The 16,134-nt window shown below is 66.7% G+C and carries 14 protein-coding genes and 1 pseudogene; 8 read left to right on the top strand and 7 right to left on the bottom strand.

Going from position 1 to position 16,134, the window contains the following annotated elements:
• The first annotated feature begins 112 nt into the window (after positions 1–112).
• Entirely contained in the window at positions 113–1,882 is a 1,770-nt protein-coding gene (locus ACZ46K_RS13090; protein ID WP_464748630.1) for a hydroxysqualene dehydroxylase, read from the top strand.
• A 91-nt stretch (positions 1,883–1,973) separates the two neighbouring features.
• On the opposite strand, the pseudogene ACZ46K_RS13085 reads toward ACZ46K_RS13090, so the two are convergent.
• From ACZ46K_RS13085 to ACZ46K_RS13065, 5 genes and pseudogenes are all read right to left on the bottom strand, one after another.
• A pseudogene (locus tag ACZ46K_RS13085) lies at positions 1,974–2,300 on the bottom strand (transglycosylase family protein); the annotation flags it as partial.
• Between the two features lie 416 nt (positions 2,301–2,716).
• Entirely contained in the window at positions 2,717–3,244 is a 528-nt protein-coding gene (locus tag ACZ46K_RS13080; protein ID WP_464748628.1) for a type III secretion system chaperone family protein, read from the bottom strand.
• Positions 3,241–4,575 (bottom strand): D-inositol-3-phosphate glycosyltransferase, encoded by a 1,335-nt coding sequence (gene mshA / locus ACZ46K_RS13075; protein ID WP_464748626.1) that lies wholly within the window; start codon positions 4,573–4,575, stop codon positions 3,241–3,243. Before mshA ends, ACZ46K_RS13080 begins: the two co-directional genes overlap by 4 nt.
• Positions 4,576–4,624: 49 nt before the next feature.
• Complete coding sequence (locus ACZ46K_RS13070) at positions 4,625–5,467, bottom strand: alpha/beta fold hydrolase (protein ID WP_054807005.1); 843 nt, start codon at positions 5,465–5,467, stop codon at positions 4,625–4,627.
• 5 nt (positions 5,468–5,472) lie between these two features.
• Positions 5,473–6,666 carry an MFS transporter gene (locus ACZ46K_RS13065; protein WP_054807003.1) on the bottom strand — a complete coding sequence of 398 codons (1,194 nt, stop codon included), beginning with the start codon at positions 6,664–6,666 and terminating at the stop codon, positions 5,473–5,475.
• Positions 6,667–6,725: 59 nt separating this feature from the next.
• Between ACZ46K_RS13065 and ACZ46K_RS13060 the strand changes: the two genes are divergently transcribed.
• The 4 genes from ACZ46K_RS13060 to ACZ46K_RS13045 all read left to right on the top strand — a co-directional run bounded on the left by ACZ46K_RS13060 (position 6,726) and on the right by ACZ46K_RS13045 (position 9,856).
• The gene (locus ACZ46K_RS13060; protein WP_464748624.1) at positions 6,726–7,499 is read left to right on the top strand and encodes a PIG-L deacetylase family protein; all 774 of its coding nucleotides are present in this window, start codon (positions 6,726–6,728) and stop codon (positions 7,497–7,499) included.
• A 41-nt stretch (positions 7,500–7,540) separates the two neighbouring features.
• Positions 7,541–8,002 (top strand): SRPBCC family protein, encoded by a 462-nt coding sequence (locus tag ACZ46K_RS13055; RefSeq protein ID WP_054807004.1) that lies wholly within the window; start codon positions 7,541–7,543, stop codon positions 8,000–8,002.
• A gap of 3 nt (positions 8,003–8,005) precedes the next feature.
• Positions 8,006–9,037: a tocopherol cyclase family protein gene (locus tag ACZ46K_RS13050; protein ID WP_464748622.1), complete on the top strand. Its 1,032-nt coding sequence runs from the start codon at positions 8,006–8,008 to the stop codon at positions 9,035–9,037.
• Between the two features lie 87 nt (positions 9,038–9,124).
• Positions 9,125–9,856 (top strand): LppP/LprE family lipoprotein, encoded by a 732-nt coding sequence (locus ACZ46K_RS13045; RefSeq protein WP_464748620.1) that lies wholly within the window; start codon positions 9,125–9,127, stop codon positions 9,854–9,856.
• A 30-nt stretch (positions 9,857–9,886) separates the two neighbouring features.
• Here ACZ46K_RS13045 and ACZ46K_RS13040 read toward each other — a convergent pair whose 3' ends face one another.
• On the bottom strand, positions 9,887–11,170 hold the full coding sequence (locus tag ACZ46K_RS13040; protein ID WP_464748618.1) for an ROK family protein: 1,284 nt from the start codon (positions 11,168–11,170) through the stop codon (positions 9,887–9,889).
• Between the two features lie 378 nt (positions 11,171–11,548).
• Here ACZ46K_RS13040 and ACZ46K_RS13035 point away from each other — a divergent pair, with 378 nt between their 5' ends.
• Positions 11,549–13,549: an APC family permease gene (locus tag ACZ46K_RS13035; RefSeq protein ID WP_464748616.1), complete on the top strand. Its 2,001-nt coding sequence runs from the start codon at positions 11,549–11,551 to the stop codon at positions 13,547–13,549.
• 5 nt (positions 13,550–13,554) lie between these two features.
• Here the strand turns inward: ACZ46K_RS13035 and ACZ46K_RS13030 are convergent, their stop codons facing one another.
• Positions 13,555–14,202 carry a TetR/AcrR family transcriptional regulator gene (locus ACZ46K_RS13030; RefSeq protein ID WP_464748615.1) on the bottom strand — a complete coding sequence of 216 codons (648 nt, stop codon included), beginning with the start codon at positions 14,200–14,202 and terminating at the stop codon, positions 13,555–13,557.
• A gap of 113 nt (positions 14,203–14,315) precedes the next feature.
• On the opposite strand from ACZ46K_RS13030, the gene ACZ46K_RS13025 reads away from it, so the two are divergent.
• Entirely contained in the window at positions 14,316–15,065 is a 750-nt protein-coding gene (locus ACZ46K_RS13025) for an SDR family NAD(P)-dependent oxidoreductase (RefSeq protein WP_464748613.1), read from the top strand.
• Between the two features lie 31 nt (positions 15,066–15,096).
• Positions 15,097–16,131: a DUF2804 domain-containing protein gene (locus ACZ46K_RS13020; protein ID WP_054806775.1), complete on the top strand. Its 1,035-nt coding sequence runs from the start codon at positions 15,097–15,099 to the stop codon at positions 16,129–16,131.
• Positions 16,132–16,134: the final 3 nt, after the last annotated feature.

Raw genomic sequence — 16,134 nt, 5'->3', positions numbered from 1 at the left:
GCGCGTCAAATGTCCGCTATATCTGACAACACGCGTTGCCATATATGCCGGGCGCCGCCCGACATCACGAAGCGACCATCGCGAACCGGGGGATGAAGTGACCGAATTCCGCATGACCAGACGTACCGTCCTGACCGCGTTCGGCGCTCTCGGGGCAGCAGCCGCACTACCCGGTACCGCCGGAGCCCGGCCACACTCCCAGTCGGCTCCGCGGTCTCCCGCACTGCGCTCGAACGGCCGCGGCGTCGCGGTCCTCGGTGGCGGGATGGCCGGTCTCACGGCTGCGCACGAACTCATCGAGCGTGGATTCGACGTGACGGTGTACGAACCGACCGCACTCGGCGGCAAGGCCCGCAGCATGCCGTCGCCCGGCACCGCGGCCGGTGGTCGCCTCGACCTTCCGGGCGAGCACGGATTCCGCTTCTTCCCCGGTTTCTATCAGCACATTCCGGATACGATGCGTCGAATCCCCTTCCCGCACAATCCGAACGGAGTGTTCGACAACCTCGTCTCCGGGCCGGCGTTCCGCATGTCGATACCGGGCGGACCGGACCTGACGGCACCGAGTTCGATCGACCGACTCGACGTGTACGACGCCGAGTCGCTGCAACGATCACTCGCCGCTGCATTCTCGCTCGGAGGCGCCATCCCGCCACACGAACTGTCCGTCTTCCTCCGGAAGCTCACGATGTTCCTGACCAGCAGCATCGAGCGCCGAGACAACGAGTGGGAACATCAGACCTGGTCACAAACATTGGAAGCCGACGGAAAGTCCAAGGGATACCACGACATTCTGGTCTCGGCACTGACCCGGCAGCTCGTCGCCGCACGTCCCGACAGGGTCTCGACCCGCACGATCGGCATCATGGGCCAGGCATTCGTCTGGAATGCGATGGGCGTCGTGCCGTCCTACGGACACCTCGATCGACTGCTGTCGGCACCGACCAACGAAGCGTGGATCGATCCGTGGGCGCAGTTACTGCGAGACCGTGGAGTTCGATTCGAAATGGGTTGGGCTGCCGAATCCTTCGACATGTCCGGTGGGAAGATCAGTGGCGTCCGCGTCGTGGATGCGGCAGGCAACCGCGCACAGGTCGACGCCGACTGGTTCGTCGCCGCGATGCCCGTCGAACGTGCGGTGCCGTTGTGGTCACGCGAGATGCTCGTCGCCGAACCACGCCTGGATCTCATGCGCAACCTCGTCACCGATTGGATGGTGGGCATCCAGTACTTCATGCGCAGGCCCACCGAACTCGCCGCCGGGCACGTGGCATATCTCGGAACGCCGTGGGCGCTCACGTCGATCAGCCAGGCACAGTTCTGGCGCGGATCGTTCGCCGACCGGTACGGCGACGGCAGCGCGGTCGACTGCCTCTCGGTCGACATCTCCGATTGGGACACCCCCGGAATCCTCTACGGCAAGACCGCGAAGGAATGCACGGCCGAGGAGATCTCTCGCGAGACATGGGCCCAGATGAAAGCATGTCTCGACGACACCGGCGAGCAGAACCTTCGCGAGGAGGATCTCGTGTCGTGGTTCATCGATCCCGGGGTGCGCTGGAATGCCGCGACGGGTCGCAACACCAACGACACTCCGCTGCTGATCAACACGATGGGATCACACGCGAATCGGCCCGATGCCCGCACCTCGATCCCGAACCTGTTCCTGGCGGGAGACTATGTGCGGACCGACATCGATCTGGCGACCATGGAGTCGGCGAACGAGTCCGCCCGCGCCGCGGTGAGTGCAGTGCTCGACGCCGCCGACTCCCCCGAACCGGCTCCGGCGATGTTCACGCTGCACGAGCCACCCGAGCTGCAGCCGCTCAGGCAGATCGACGCCGATCGCTTTCGCTCCGGTCTACCGCACATGCTGGCGTAACCGGGCCGAGGGACCGTCACGATGCGCGTGTCCCGCGTGCATGGGTATGCACGCGGGACACGTCACGGATTCCGCAGGTGCGGTCGGATCAGAGGTACTGACCGCAGACCGGCCACGCACCGGCGCCCTGGCCGGCGAGGACGTTCTCGGCGACGCGGATCTGCTCTGCCTTCGAAGCGCCGCTGGCGACACCGGTGCCGCCGTAGGCCTCCCAGGTGCTCTGGCTGAACTGGAGACCACCGTAGTAGCCGTTACCGGTGTTGATGGCCCAGTTTCCGCCGCTCTCGCACTGCGCGACGGCATCCCAGTTGCCGGACGCTGCGCTCGCGGTGCCGGTCCCCAGGGCGAAGGGGGTGACGATGAGGGCGGCCGCAGTTGCGACGGTACCCAGGGTGCGCTTGATGTTGAACTGTGCCATGTCTGATGAATCCTCTCGGCTGCTTTGCGGGACCCGGGCCGAAATGTCGGTCGGATGTCGATCGCCGATTGTCGGCGACTCGATTTGTCTCGCACTGCCCCTCGGGTGTGGTTTATCCGGATTTTCCGCGGGGCAGATTCAGCGGCTGCGGGTCCGGCGTAACGACCTGTTCGTTGTCGGTCGGTAACAACGCTAAATGCCAATCACGAAAAGGTCACGGACCTGTTTATTGGCACATTCGTGCAGAAAACACCTTGATCAACAGGGGTTTGACCAGGTGGCGGGATCGAAAGAGGCACATCGAAACGATGAATTACACGCACGTAATGTGGGAATGGTCACAAAACAACCTGATGAAGGCCTCGCAAATCGGACGAAACAAAGCGTCCGAAACTCACTGAACCCGAAGCGTGACGTTATTTGTCGTCGTCGTTCGGCGGTTCGAAATCGGTTCCGGTCTCCTGCTCGATGAGGTGCCGGAACGGCTCGAGATTACGCAGCGATTCACCTCGTGACACGCGCCACTCCCATTCGCGCTTGATCGACGTGATGAATCCGATTCCGAGAATGATGTTGAAATCGTAGTCGGCGGCTTCGAGAACCTGGCCGAGCACGACATCGAGTTCCTCCGCGGTGACGGAGTGCTCCGAGATCCGGCCGACGAGATAGATGTCGCCGATCTTGTCGAGGGTGTACGCCACTCCGTACAGCCGGCGATTACGCCGCAACAGATACTTGTAGACGCCTTCGAAGTTCTCGTCGGGCTTGCGGCACACGAACGCCTCGACGCGGAGTCCGTGCGTGCCGACCGTCAGCAGAGTGGTGGTCTTCAGCTTGTTCTCGCCGGGCAGTTCGACCACGAAGTGGCCGCCCTCCTTACGCGAGAACTCCAACTCCCGATCGCGTAGCGTCGCCTCGATCAGTTCGCTCAGCCGTTCGCTCACGCCTTCACTCCGCTCGTACGACGCAACTTCCACAATCCGCGCTGTCTGCGCAGCGAATGCTCCGTCGAACCGAACGCGCGGTTCCGGCGCATCCCCGCCCGCCGATAGCTCTCGAGCAGCCCCTCCGCGGTGTGCTCCCACGAGAAGTTCTCGGCATGCTTCGGCGCAGCCTCCGCATATGCGGCGAGCCTGCCCGGGTCGGACACGAGCGATCCCAACGCGGCCGCCCAATCATCGATGCGATGCCCGGCGACGAGCACACCGGTCTCGCCGCCCCGAACCGCAACACCGAGCCCGCCGACGTCGGCGGCGACAACAGGTGTCCCGCAGGCCTGCGCTTCGATCGCCACCAGCCCGAAGGACTCCGAATAGCTCGGCACAGCAACAAGATCCGAGGCCCGATACACCTGAGCGAGACGGTCGGACGGCTGCGGAGGCATGAAGGTCACCTGCGCGGCGATCCCGAGATCGCGGGTGAGTTCGATCAGCGAATCCGGCTGTTCGAGACCACTCCCCGACGGCCCGCCGACGACGAGCACCCGCAGCGGAACGTCGGGTGCATCGGCAATCGCCTTCGCTGCAGCGCGCAGCAGCACATCGGGCGCCTTCAACGGTTGGATCCGGCCGACGAACGTCACGATGGTCTCGCGGGGATCGAGCCCCAGCTCGGCCCGCGCGGCGTCCCGGTCGCCCGGGCGGTAGCGCGACAGATCCGCGCCCGGTGCGACGACGTCGATCCGTGACGGATCTGCGCCGTAGATACGTTCGAGCGCGGCAGCCTCGTCGGTGGTGTTCGCGACCATCCGGTCCGACTCCGCGACCACTTGTTGTTCCCCGATCTGCCGCGCGGCAGGTTCGGGCTTGTCGCCTGCTGCGAGCGAGGCGTTCTTCACTGCGGCGAGCGTGTGTGCGGTGTGGACCAGCGGCACCCCCCAGCGATCCCGAGCAAGCCATCCGACCTGACCCGACAGCCAATAGTGCGAGTGCACCAGGTCGTAGTAGCCCTGGGGATGCCGCGCCTCCTCACGCAGCACGCCCGCCGCGAAGGCGCACAGCTGCGTGGGCAGGTCGTGTTTGTCCAGTCCTTCGAACGGTCCTGCTTCGATGTTGCGAACCAGAACACCGGGAGCGGCATGCTGCACGGCCGGATCGGCCGACGACGTCGCGCGCGTGAAGATCTCCACTTCCACGCCGCGACGTGCCAGCTGGATCGCGGTCTGCAGGACGTACACATTCATGCCACCGGCGTCACCGGTTCCGGGCTGCGCCAGCGGCGAGGTGTGAACCGATATCACGGCCACGCGGTGCGGGCGACTGGTCTGGGACGTCACCCCTCCATACTGCCTTGCCCGTTCTTCTCGCGAGGAATCGACCTCCTGCCTATGTCCCCGCCGCCGATGCGTCCACCGACTCGACGAACTTGGTCACCTCGACCACGAACCGCGCAGGATCCTCGACGAACGGACCGTGATCGACACCGTCCCAATAGGAGGTCGACGCGTTGGGCAGCAGCGACTCCGCATGTCGCGCTGCGGAGATGTCGACCACCGAATCCGCGGTGCCGTGCAGGAGCAGGACCGGGATGTCGAGGCCGCGAAGCAGGTCGTCGTTGCCTGCAGCACGGTCGAACAGGGCGCCCCGCACGTGCGGGGCGGTGCTCAGGGAAGCCCCGAACAGCGCCTGCGATACCGCCCCCTTTCCTTCCGGCGGCCCGGTCAACGCGGTACCGAACGAACTGAGCGCCGCGATCGCCTCACGCGGCTTCTCCGACATTGCCGCGGGAATCGCGGCACGCATCGCAGCGCCGACCTTTCCACCCTTCTCGCCGCGTCCGATGCTCGTGATGGCCCCGACGAGCACGACACCGGCCACGTTCGCCGACCCGTGCACCGCGAGATAGTCGCAGATCACCAGGCCGCCGTAGGACCATCCGAGCAGTACCGCGTTGTCGGCGTGTTCGGCGTCCAGCACCGCGTGCACGTCGGCCGCCCAGTTCTCGGAGTTGTCGTAGCCATCTTGCGGGACCCCGCTGTATCCGTGTCCGCGCAGATCCACCGCGATCACCCGGAAGGTGCGAGCGAGATCGCCCAGAACTCCGTCGCCCCAGCACCGCGACGACTGCGCCCAACCGTGCAGGAGGACGAGCGGGCGTGCAGATTCCGGCCCGAACGTGCGGTAGACGATCGGGGTGCCATCACTGCTGAGGACTTCACGCACAGTCATGGCGGTCACTGTAGCCGCGCGCGTAGGTGGATCCCGGCCGCGCACGCGACCGCGATCACCCCGGCCGCGACACCCACTCCGTATCCCGCGACTGCGTCGACCCGGTCGATGACCTGCCCCACGAGAGCGGACCCTGCGGCCACGCCCACGCCGAGACCTGCGACGGTCCAGGTGATGGCCTCGGTGAGCTGACCGGACGGCACGATCTGCTGGGTGAGCGAGGTGGCGACGATCATCGTCGGCGAGATCGCCGAACCGGCGAGCAGGTACAGCACTGCAAGCACGGGTACGGATCCGGCGAGTAACAGAGGCCACAGCAGGAGTGCGACCAGCGCCGTTGCGATCAGCAACTGACGGGTCAACGACGACGTCGTCACCCGGGCGCCGAAGACGATGCCGCTCATCGCCGAAGCGAAGGCGAACAACGCCACCACCACGGTCGCGGCGCCGGGAGCACCGTGTTCCGCGGTGAACGCGACCCCGACGACGTCGATGACCCCGAAGATCACGCCCATCGCGAACATGACGGCGATCAGCGCCACGAGCACCGGCAAGCGCAGCAGGTCGACGTTCGGCGTCTCTGCCGTGCGGGACCGCACCGGCGGCTCCGTTCCGCGCAGTCCGGCGAGAACGAGGGTGCCTACGAGAAGCAGAATCGCGCCCAGCAAGGGGCCTGCCTCGGGGAACAGGGCGATGCTGAGTCCGACGGACAGCACCGGTCCGACGATGAAGCACATCTCGTCGATCACGGCTTCGAGTGCGAACGCGGTGCGTAATTGCGGTGTTCCGCCGTACAGCTGGTTCCAGCGGGAGCGCACCATCGCCCCGATCGTCGGCATCAGGCCGGCCGGGATCGCACACAGGAACAGCAGCGGCACGGGCCACTCGAACCGCACGCCCAGGAGCATCGTGAGGGTCGCGGCTGCACTGATCGCGGCCGCCGCGGGCAACACACGGTACTGACCGAGCCGGTCGACGGCCCGCGACACCAGGGGCGTCAGAAGCGCGTACGACAGCGCGAACACCGCGGACAGTGCGCCGCCGAGCGCGTAGTCGCCGCGGAGCTGCGAGAACATCGTGACGATGCCGATCCCGATCATGGCGATCGGCAAGCGCGCGACGAAACCCGCCGCACAGAACGCGACCGAGCCCGGCGCGATGAAAAGTTCGCGGTAGGAACCGCCCGGTCGCTGGGACACCTCGGTGGGATTTCCTCTCTCGGTACCGCGCGCTGCCGTACCGTGCCAGCATCGAGCGTATGAGCGTTCTGGTCTGCTTTCACGCGCACCCCGACGACGAGGTCTTCACGACGGGTGGAGTCATGCGGCTCGCTGCCGACGCCGGACACCGCGTGGTCCTCGTCGTCGCAACGGACGGCGCCGCCGGCGAACACCCGGCCGGGCTGCTGGGGGCGGGTGAATTGCTCGCGGATCGTCGGATGCGGGAGCTCGAACGATCAGCGGCGGCGCTCGGGGTAGCGCGACTCGTACCGCTCGGATATCCGGATTCCGGGATGGCCGGGACCCCGGAGAACGCCAACCCGGCGGCATTCGCGAATGTGGACGTGGACGCGGCGGCCGCCCGGTTGGCCGCGATCATCGAGTTCGAACGCGCCGACTCGGTCACCATCTACGACGCCAACGGCGGCTACGGCCACCCCGATCACGTGCAGGTCCACCGCGTCGGAGTGCGGGCGGCAGAAGCGACGGGACACGACGCGGTCTACGAATCGGCCATGAACCGCGATCACCTGCGTCGCCTGCTCGCTGCGAATCCCGAGGTGACGAGCGATGCACAACCGCCCGACCTCGACACGTTCGGCCTACCCGAATCCGAACTCACCACCGCGGTCGACGTCACAGGCACCATCGCCGCGAAGGTCGCGGCCATGCGTGCCCACGAGTCTCAGATCGGCGATTTCGGTCCGATGCTCGAAATGCCGGAGGACCAGTTGCGAGCCGCGTTCGGAATCGAATGGTTCCGGCGGCGCGGCGGAGTGCCCGGCCTACAGGAGACGTCGCTGCGATTGTGAACGGGGAATCACCCGATCTGCCCTACGAGAGGCGAGAACCTGTGGAACAACGAATCACCGTCACCCGATCGACCGTTGCGCCGCCGAGCGCGGTGTGGGCGGTCCTGACCGACCTCGACGCCGCAGCGGACGTCCTCCGCGGCGTCACCGCCGTCGAACGCCTCGACGACGGCGAGTACCGGGTCGGAACCCGGTGGCGCGAGACGCGGGTGATGTTCGGCAAGTCCGCGACCGAGGAGTTGCAGGTGACGGAGTCCGTGCCCGAGCAACGCACCGTCGTCACGGCCGAATCCGGCCGCGCGCACTACCGGACGGTCTTCGAGCTCACACCCACCTCGACGGGGACGGATCTGGCGATGGAATTCTCGGGCGACTCCGGCCCCCTCGGTGCCGCAGCGCAACTGCTGATGACGCTCACCGGACCACTTGTGAAGCGCGCGACGGCGAAATCGATGCGACAGGACCTCGAGGACATCGCTGCCGCCGCGGAACGACTGGGATAGGGGATGTCCCTGCTCCGGCGTTACCGCGAAGGTGGTGCGACCCCGCCGTTCGGTGATCTGCTCACCGCGCACGGCGGGGCGATGGAGGGATATTTCTGGAGGTTCACGCAGCCCGATTCCGGGCGGGTGGTCATCGCGCTGTGCGGAATCAACCGGGCTCCCGACGGGAACTGGGCGACACTCGGGCTGGCAGCGCATCCGGGCGGATTCCTCCGCACCGAGGCGCACCCGGAGGGCACCGCACATCCGGGCAGGTTGGGTGCCCTCGCCGGGAGCGCTTTCAGCGGCGGCGCGGACCGCGTGCAGATGGATCTCGGGCGCGACGCACAGCTCGACGTCCGCATCACTCCGATCCTGCCCTGGCCGCGACGCCGATTCGGTGGTTCGAGCGTGTTCCAGTCGGTTCCCGAATTGAATCAGTACTGGCATCCGTGGCTGCTCGGCGGGCGCGCGGAGGGTCGCGCCGTTCTGGGCGATGAGGTGTGGGAGCTCGACGGCGCCCAGGTGTACGGCGAGAAGAATTGGGGACGAGGCGGTTTCCCTGACTCCTGGTGGTGGGGGCAGGCGCAGGGATTCGAGGATCCGTCGACGTGCGTCGCCTTCGCCGGCGGCGAGATCCACACCGGGCCCCTGCGCACGACCGTGACCGCGGTCGTGGTGGCACTGCCCGGTGGCCGCGTCATCCGGCTCGGCAATCCGGTGACGTCCCCGATCCGCGCCCACGTCACCGACGAATCGTGGTCACTGCGCGGCGGCAACCGGCGGTGGAGCGTCGAGATCGAGGGGAACTCCCCACTCGGGCGTGCGCATGTGCTGCCGGTGCCGATTCCCGCGGAACGCCGCAACGTGGCCGGGTCGATCGAGCACCTGGCCGGGACACTGCGCGTGACAGTCCGGGCGCGGGGCACCGTGGTGTGGGAGGACGAATCCGCGCTCGCCGCACTCGAACACGGAGGCCTCGATCGAGCGCAGGCCGAACTTCGCCGCCGCGGTTCGAAACCGGACGCAACGGACGCATCCCCCTTGCAGCAGTAACGAATCCGTAACTGTCGCTAACGGATACATGCGCGGCGACGACGATCTCCATGAACCCACGACACCGTGTCGTTCAAGGAAGGTGAGATGTTGACGAACCGCCGAATCGGCGCATCGATCGCTCTCGTTGCCGCCGCAGCCCTGCTCACCGCGTGCGGTGGCAGCGACACCACGACGACCGCCCCCACGACGACTGCCGCACCGATCACGACTCCCGCCGATGCCGACCAACTGCAGAAACCCGAGCCCGCCGAGCGAACACCGGAGTCCGGAGCAACCGAGATCGTCCCGGTGCCTGCACCGGCCGAGGGCACAGCCCAGCCCCAGGCCTCCCCCGTACCCGACGACACCCCGGTCGCCGCACCGGAAGCGTCGCCGGCACCGGAGGAGAATGCGGGCCCCTGCCTCGACCCGGCCTCCCCTATGGTCACGGACGCGCTTGCCTCCCTCGGCAATACGACGCCGGGCGGGAATCCCTGGATCGCGGGCGCCTACTCCGACGTCACCGATTCCTGCGGGCAGCTGCTGTGGCTGATGGCGGAAACACCGGGCGGGACGGCAAGTTCACCGTCGCACGTGCTGTTCTTCCACGACGACACCTACCTCGGTACCGCCACCTCGGATTCCTACTCGTACACCCGAGTGGTGGGCGCCGGCGGGTCGACGGTGTCGGTGCAGTACCGCTGGCTCGCGCCGGAGGACGCGAATTGCTGCCCGTCGGGTGGGCCCGCCGTCATCGACTACACGTGGGACGGGTCGCAGGTGGTGATGGGGCAGCCGCTGCCGCAGGAGATGCTCGATTCCTACGGACCGCGGTAGCGGTGGCCTCATTGTCGGTCGATTCGACCCTCATGCCGCGACTCGCCGCATGACACCGAGCGGATCGGAATACAGCGAACTCAACGACACCACACCCGCGGCGTGAGCCTGTACCCGGTTGCCGAATCCGGTGATGTGAACATCCTTGTGCGGCAAAGAGGATGCACGCTCGAATGCTTTCGCCACGTACGCGATTCCTTCCGGGTACTCGGTGAACGCCTGTCCGCCGAGAACCACACGGTCGGGGTTGAACAGGTCGCGGAGGATCGCAACGGTCCGTCCGAGCGTGGACGCGCGGTCGACGAGGATGGCGCGTGCCGCTTCCGACCCTTCGCGTGCCACTCCGTACAGCGCCCGGATCGACTGGTCGCTGCCCGTGAGCACCCCTTCACTGCGGGCACGCGCGAGCACCGCCCGGTCGCTGATCGTCGCTTCGAGGCATCCTGTACCGCCGCAGGTGCACTGCGCCGACGAACCCGTGGGTAGGTGCGAGATCGACCCGGGGCCGGTCGTCGGCGTATGGACCTTGCCGTCGAATGTGATGGCGATACCTGCTGTTTCGCGAGCGTAGATGTAGAGACCGGCACCGGTCGTGTCTCCGGCAGCCTTGTTCGGGGCCAGCAGGAGTTCGGCCGCGGCCATCGCCTCGACGTGCGCCGCCACCGACACCGGCAGACGCAGGCCGATGCCCACGGCCTCGCCGACGCGGGCCTGCGACCAGCCGAGCCTCGGATGGTCGACGATTCCGGTCACGGAGTCGACGCGCCCGCCGATCGCGACACCCGCCCACAGTGCAGTGCGGCGGTGCCACCGTGAGACGAAAGCCTTGGCACTGGCGGTGATCGAGGCGAGTGCGAGGTCCTGGTCCCCGCTGGGCGTGGGGATCTCGACCGCACTGATGATCCGGCCGCGCAGGTCGGCGGCGACGATCCCGGTGGTGACGGCACCGATATGGATTCCGACCGTGAGGAACTGCTCGTGATCGGCCTCCACCGGAATCCTCGGACGGCCGATGGCGCCCGATTCGGTGAGGTCCGCGCGTTCGCGCAGCAGTCCGGCGGCGAGGAGCGCCGTCACCTGCCGATTGACTGTGGCGATACTCAGTCCGGTGGCCTTGGCGATGACATCGCGGGAGATGGGGCCGCGGTCTGCCGCGACACGGAACACCGATCCCGCGGCGCCGTCGGCGATCCGCAGGTCGGGGGCGACGATCCGCGCTCGCACCTGACCCCGTCGGGAGGCCGAAGCGAGCGATGCGGGTCGGGAAGTAGCGGTGCGGGACGTAGCAGGTCGGGACAGGGTGGGAGCTGACACGTGTGGGTTCCTTGCGACTCGGTCCCGGGTGGCTCGACGCGAGCGCGATGCTCGAACACGAGTGAATTGACCCGGAGTGGCACGATACGGACGTCGACGCGCCTGACCTCGACGTGCTCTGGGCACGCAGGTGAAGGGATTCCGAAGTGGAATCCGAAGGTCGGCGCGGATCTACCTACCGCAGGAACGACAACAGAGTTCGCGAGCCAGAGGAAGCCGGGAACCCAGAGCGGCGGTCACGTATGTGACGCGCGGGGCGGCGACTCGGCTGGACGACATGTCGGGAAGGTTATGTCACAGTTCGGATTCTCCACAACCCGAAGGTAAATACCTCCGTGATTCGGCGGCGGTCGTCCCGGAAAGGACTACGCTTCGCTGGTGTCCCGTGCACCCTCCGCGGTGAAACGGCTGCTGCTTGGCAGACCGTTTCGGAGCGATGCGCTGGGCCATACCCTGCTCTCCAAACGCATCGCGCTTCCCGTGTTCGCCTCCGACGCGTTGTCCTCGGTCGCGTACGCACCGGAGGAGATCTTCCTGGTCCTGTCGGTTGCCGGCCTGTCCGCCTACGCGTTCGCCCCGTGGATCGGGATCCTCGTCGCCGTCGTCCTCACTGTGGTCGTCGCGAGCTACCGCCAGAACGTCCATGCGTACCCGTCCGGTGGTGGGGACTACGAAGTAGCAACGAAGAACCTCGGCGCTACCGCAGGTCTGACGGTCGGCAGCGCCCTGCTCGTCGATTACGTGCTCACGGTGGCGGTCTCGATCTCCGCTGCCGCCTCCAACATCGGCTCGGCGGTGCCGTTCGTGGCGCACCACAAGGTGTTGTTCGCCGTGGGCGCCATCGTGATCCTCACCGCCATCAACCTCCGTGGCCTGCGAGAAGCCGGGGTCGCGTTCGCTGCACCGACATATGCGTTCATGATGTCGATCGCCGTGATGATCGGCTGGGGGCTGGTTCAGATCTTCGTTCTCGGGCACGATCTTCGCGCGGAATCGTCGTCCTTCCAACTCGTCGCCGAGCACTCCCCCGCAACAGCGCTCGCCTTCACGTTCCTGCTGGCACGGGCGTTCTCGTCGGGATGCGCGGCATTGACCGGTGTCGAAGCGATCAGCAACGGAGTGCCGGCGTTCCGGAAACCGAAATCCCGCAACGCCGCTACGACGCTGCTCCTGCTCGGCGGACTCGCGGTCACCCTGTTGCTGGGGATCATCGTTCTCGCCGAGAGGATCGGCGTCGTGATCGCCGAGGATCCCGCCATCCAGTTACTGGGAGCTCCGGAGAACTACCATCAGAAAACACTGATCGTGCAGATGGCGGAGACCGTCTTTCCCGGATTCCCGCCCGCGTACTACCTGATCACCGCACTGACTGCCCTCATCCTGGTGCTGGCGGCCAACACCGCGTTCAACGGTTTTCCCGTACTCGGATCGATCCTCGCGCAGGACCGCTATCTGCCGCATCAGCTCCACACCCGCGGTGATCGGCTCGCATTCAGCAACGGCATCGTGTTCCTGGCAGCGGCAGCCGGGGTGTTCATCGTGGCGTTCCACGCCGAGGTCACGCACCTGATCCAGCTCTACATCGTGGGGGTCTTCGTCTCCTTCACACTGAGCCAGACGGGGATGGTCCGGCATTGGTCGCGGCACCTGTCCACCGAGACCGACCCCCGAACGCGAGCGCACATGCGACGCTCACGCGTGGTGAATTCAGTGGGTGCGGCGATGACCGCTTCCGTCCTGGTGATCGTGCTGTTGACGAAGTTCGTGGCAGGCGCGTGGATCGCCATCGTGGCGATGGCGGCGGTGTTCATCACGATGAAGGCGATCCGGCGCCACTACGACAGCGTCGCCGAAGAACTCGAGTCGGCCGAGTGGGACGGTGTCCTGCCGAGCCGCACCTATTCGATCGTCCTCGTCTCGACGCTCCACACACCCGCGCTGCGCGCCCTGGCCTACGCGCGCGCCACCCGGCCGGACATCCTCGAAGCCGTCACCGTCGACGTCGACACCGACGACACCCGGGCGTTGGTGCGCGCGTGGGACCGCAGCGACATCACCGTTCCGCTGAAAGTGATCGACTCCCCCTATCGGGAGGTCACCCGTCCCGTGCTCGACTACGTCCGACGCATCCGACGGACCTCACCTCGTGACGTCGTGACGGTGTTCATCCCCGAGTACGTCGTCGGGCATTGGTGGGAGCAGATCCTGCACAACCAGAGCGCGCTGCGCCTGAAGAGCCGCTTGCTGTTCCAGCGCGGCGTGATGGTGACCAGCGTTCCGTGGCAACTGCACTCCTCCGCGCGCACGAAAGAACACGACGCGCGACCTGCGCCCGGCGCAGTGCGCCGCGGATTGGGACCCGACGACCGCCCGGAATGAGCCGCTCAGCGCGCCGCTCGGGCCGCCTCCGTCTCCTCGGACAGCGGCGCCACCAGCGCGGCCTCCCACGCGTCGACCATCGCCGACAGCTCGGCATGCTCCGGAGGTCTGCCCACCGCATCGCACCGCGACAGCGCTCGGACGATGCTTTCGTACACGAGTTCGAGACGCTGGTCGACCACATCGGGCGGGAGGTGCCCGGCCGAAGTTCTCAACGTGCTGTCGACGAGATGACCGTTCGACGTCGACATCGCGGCCGCCACATGCTCGGCGAGCCTGCCTTCGTCGAGCAACCGGTAGAGCATGGCGACATAGTGATTGTTCCGACCGACTGTGTTCGCGAGCGGCTCCGCGACGGCCCACAGGGCCTCGCGCGTGGACAGTACGTGCCCATCCTGAAGGAATCGCCGAACGAGCGCGCCACGCTCCGCGTCGACCGCGGGGAAGCGATGGTCGGCCACCGCGTCGAGCAATCCGTCCTTCGTGCCGAAGTAGTAACCGATGACCGACGAATTGTGCTGACCGGCCGCCTTCCGGATATCGGCGAGGGTGACACCGTCGTATCCGCGCCGCGCGAACAGTTTCTCGGCGGTTTCGATCAGACGAATGCGGGTTCGCTCTCCTGAGTGGTAACGCCCGCGGCTCATCGTCATGAAAACCGACGGTAGCGCTGGTTACGGCGATCCGCACGGCAAGCGCATCGCCGGCCCGGGCAGCCGGAGAATCGGTCGGGCACGTCAGCACTGTCGGCACTACGATTCGGCGTATGACCATTTCTGCCGATTCCCGCATTGCCGTCGTCACCGGAGCGTCCTCCGGCATCGGAGAGGCCACCGCACGCACCCTCGCGGCGCAGGGTTACCACGTCGTCGTCGGTGCGCGGCGCCTCGAACGGCTGCAGGAACTGGCCGACGAGATCGGCGGCACGGCCCTCGAACTGGACGTCACCGACGAGGATTCCGTAGACGCGTTCACTACCGTCCTGCCGCGGGTGGACGTGCTGGTCAACAACGCCGGTGGTGCGAAGGGCCTCGCCACGGTGCTCGACGCCGTCGAGGACGACTGGCGGTGGATGTGGGAGACCAACGTCATCGGCACGCTTCGCGTCACCAAGGCGCTGCTTCCCAAGCTCATCGATTCGGGCGACGGACTGATCGTCACGATCACCTCGGTCGCCGCGTTCGAGGCGTACGACAACGGATCGGGATACACGACGGCCAAGCATGCGCAGGCGGTCCTGCACCGCACCTTGCGCGGGGAACTGCTCGGCAAGCCGGTCCGCCTCACGGAGATCGCGCCCGGCGCCGTGGAGACGGAGTTCTCGCTGGTCCGCTTCGAGGGCGATCAGGAACGCGCCGGCAAGGTGTACGAGGGCATCACCCCGCTCGTCGCGCAGGACATCGCGGAGATCATCGGGTTCGTCGCGTCGCGTCCGTCGCACGTGAACCTCGACCAGATCATCGTCAAGCCCCGCGATCAGGCAAGTGCGGGGCGGTTCGATCGCACCACCGGCTGACAGTCGTCCCGCGGCAGTAGTCTCGCGAGGTATGCAGCAACAACGCCTCTCGCCCGGTCCCCTGCTCGACGAGAACGGCACGCTCGCAGAAGCCGGCTGGGCTGCGAGCGAAGTCCGCACATACGAGCGGACACGTGTCGCGGCGTCGAAGCTGCGAATCAAGGAGTGGGACTACTACTGCGTCCTGTCGGACGGCGACGCGGGCCCGTACGGCATCGCGCTGACGGTCGCCGACAACGGATACATCGGCCTGCTCGGCATCAGCTGGCTCGATCTCGCGGGCCACACGGAGGTGACCGAGAACAAGCTGGTCCCGTTTCCACTCGGACGTATGGGCATGCCGAGCAGCGCCGACACCGGCGACGTCGTCATCCACCGCGGCGCGATGCGGATCGAGTACCGGAACGAGGGGCCGGCGCGGCGCCTGATCGTCGACCACCCGGGGTTCGACGGTGGTCGCGGGCTGTCGGGTGAGTTGTTGTTGTCGCAGCCACCGATGGATCGCATGGCGATCGCCACGCCGTTCCCGCGCGCACCGAAGGCCTTCTACTACAACCAGAAGATCAACTGCCTGCCCGCGTGGGGTTCGATCAGGGTCGACCGCGTGACCCACGAGTTCGACACAACCAGCGCATTCGGAGTCTTCGACTGGGGTCGCGGGGTGTGGACGTACGACAACACCTGGCACTGGGGTTCGGCTTCCGGGCTCATCGACGCCGTTCCGTTCGGGTTCAACATCGGCTACGGCTTCGGCGACACCACCGCGGCAAGCGAGAACATGGTGTTCCACGACGGCGTCGCCCACAAGCTCGACCGTGTACATTTCCATCGCCCGGCCGGCACGTACGACGCCGCACCGTGGCGGTTCACGAGTAGCGACGACCGCTTCGAGATGGAGTTCGCTCCCATCCTCGACCGCGCCGCAGACGTCAATGCCATCGCCATCCGCTCGACGCAACACCAGGTGTTCGGCCGCTACACCGGATTCGTGGTGCTCGACGACGGCACTCGTGTCGAGGTCGAGAACCTCCTCGGATTCGCCGAAGAGGTCCGCAACCGCTGGTGACCC

It is taken from the genome of Rhodococcus sp. JCM 9793 (assembly GCF_055380405.1).
This window is presented reverse-complemented; position numbering and strand designations above follow the sequence as displayed.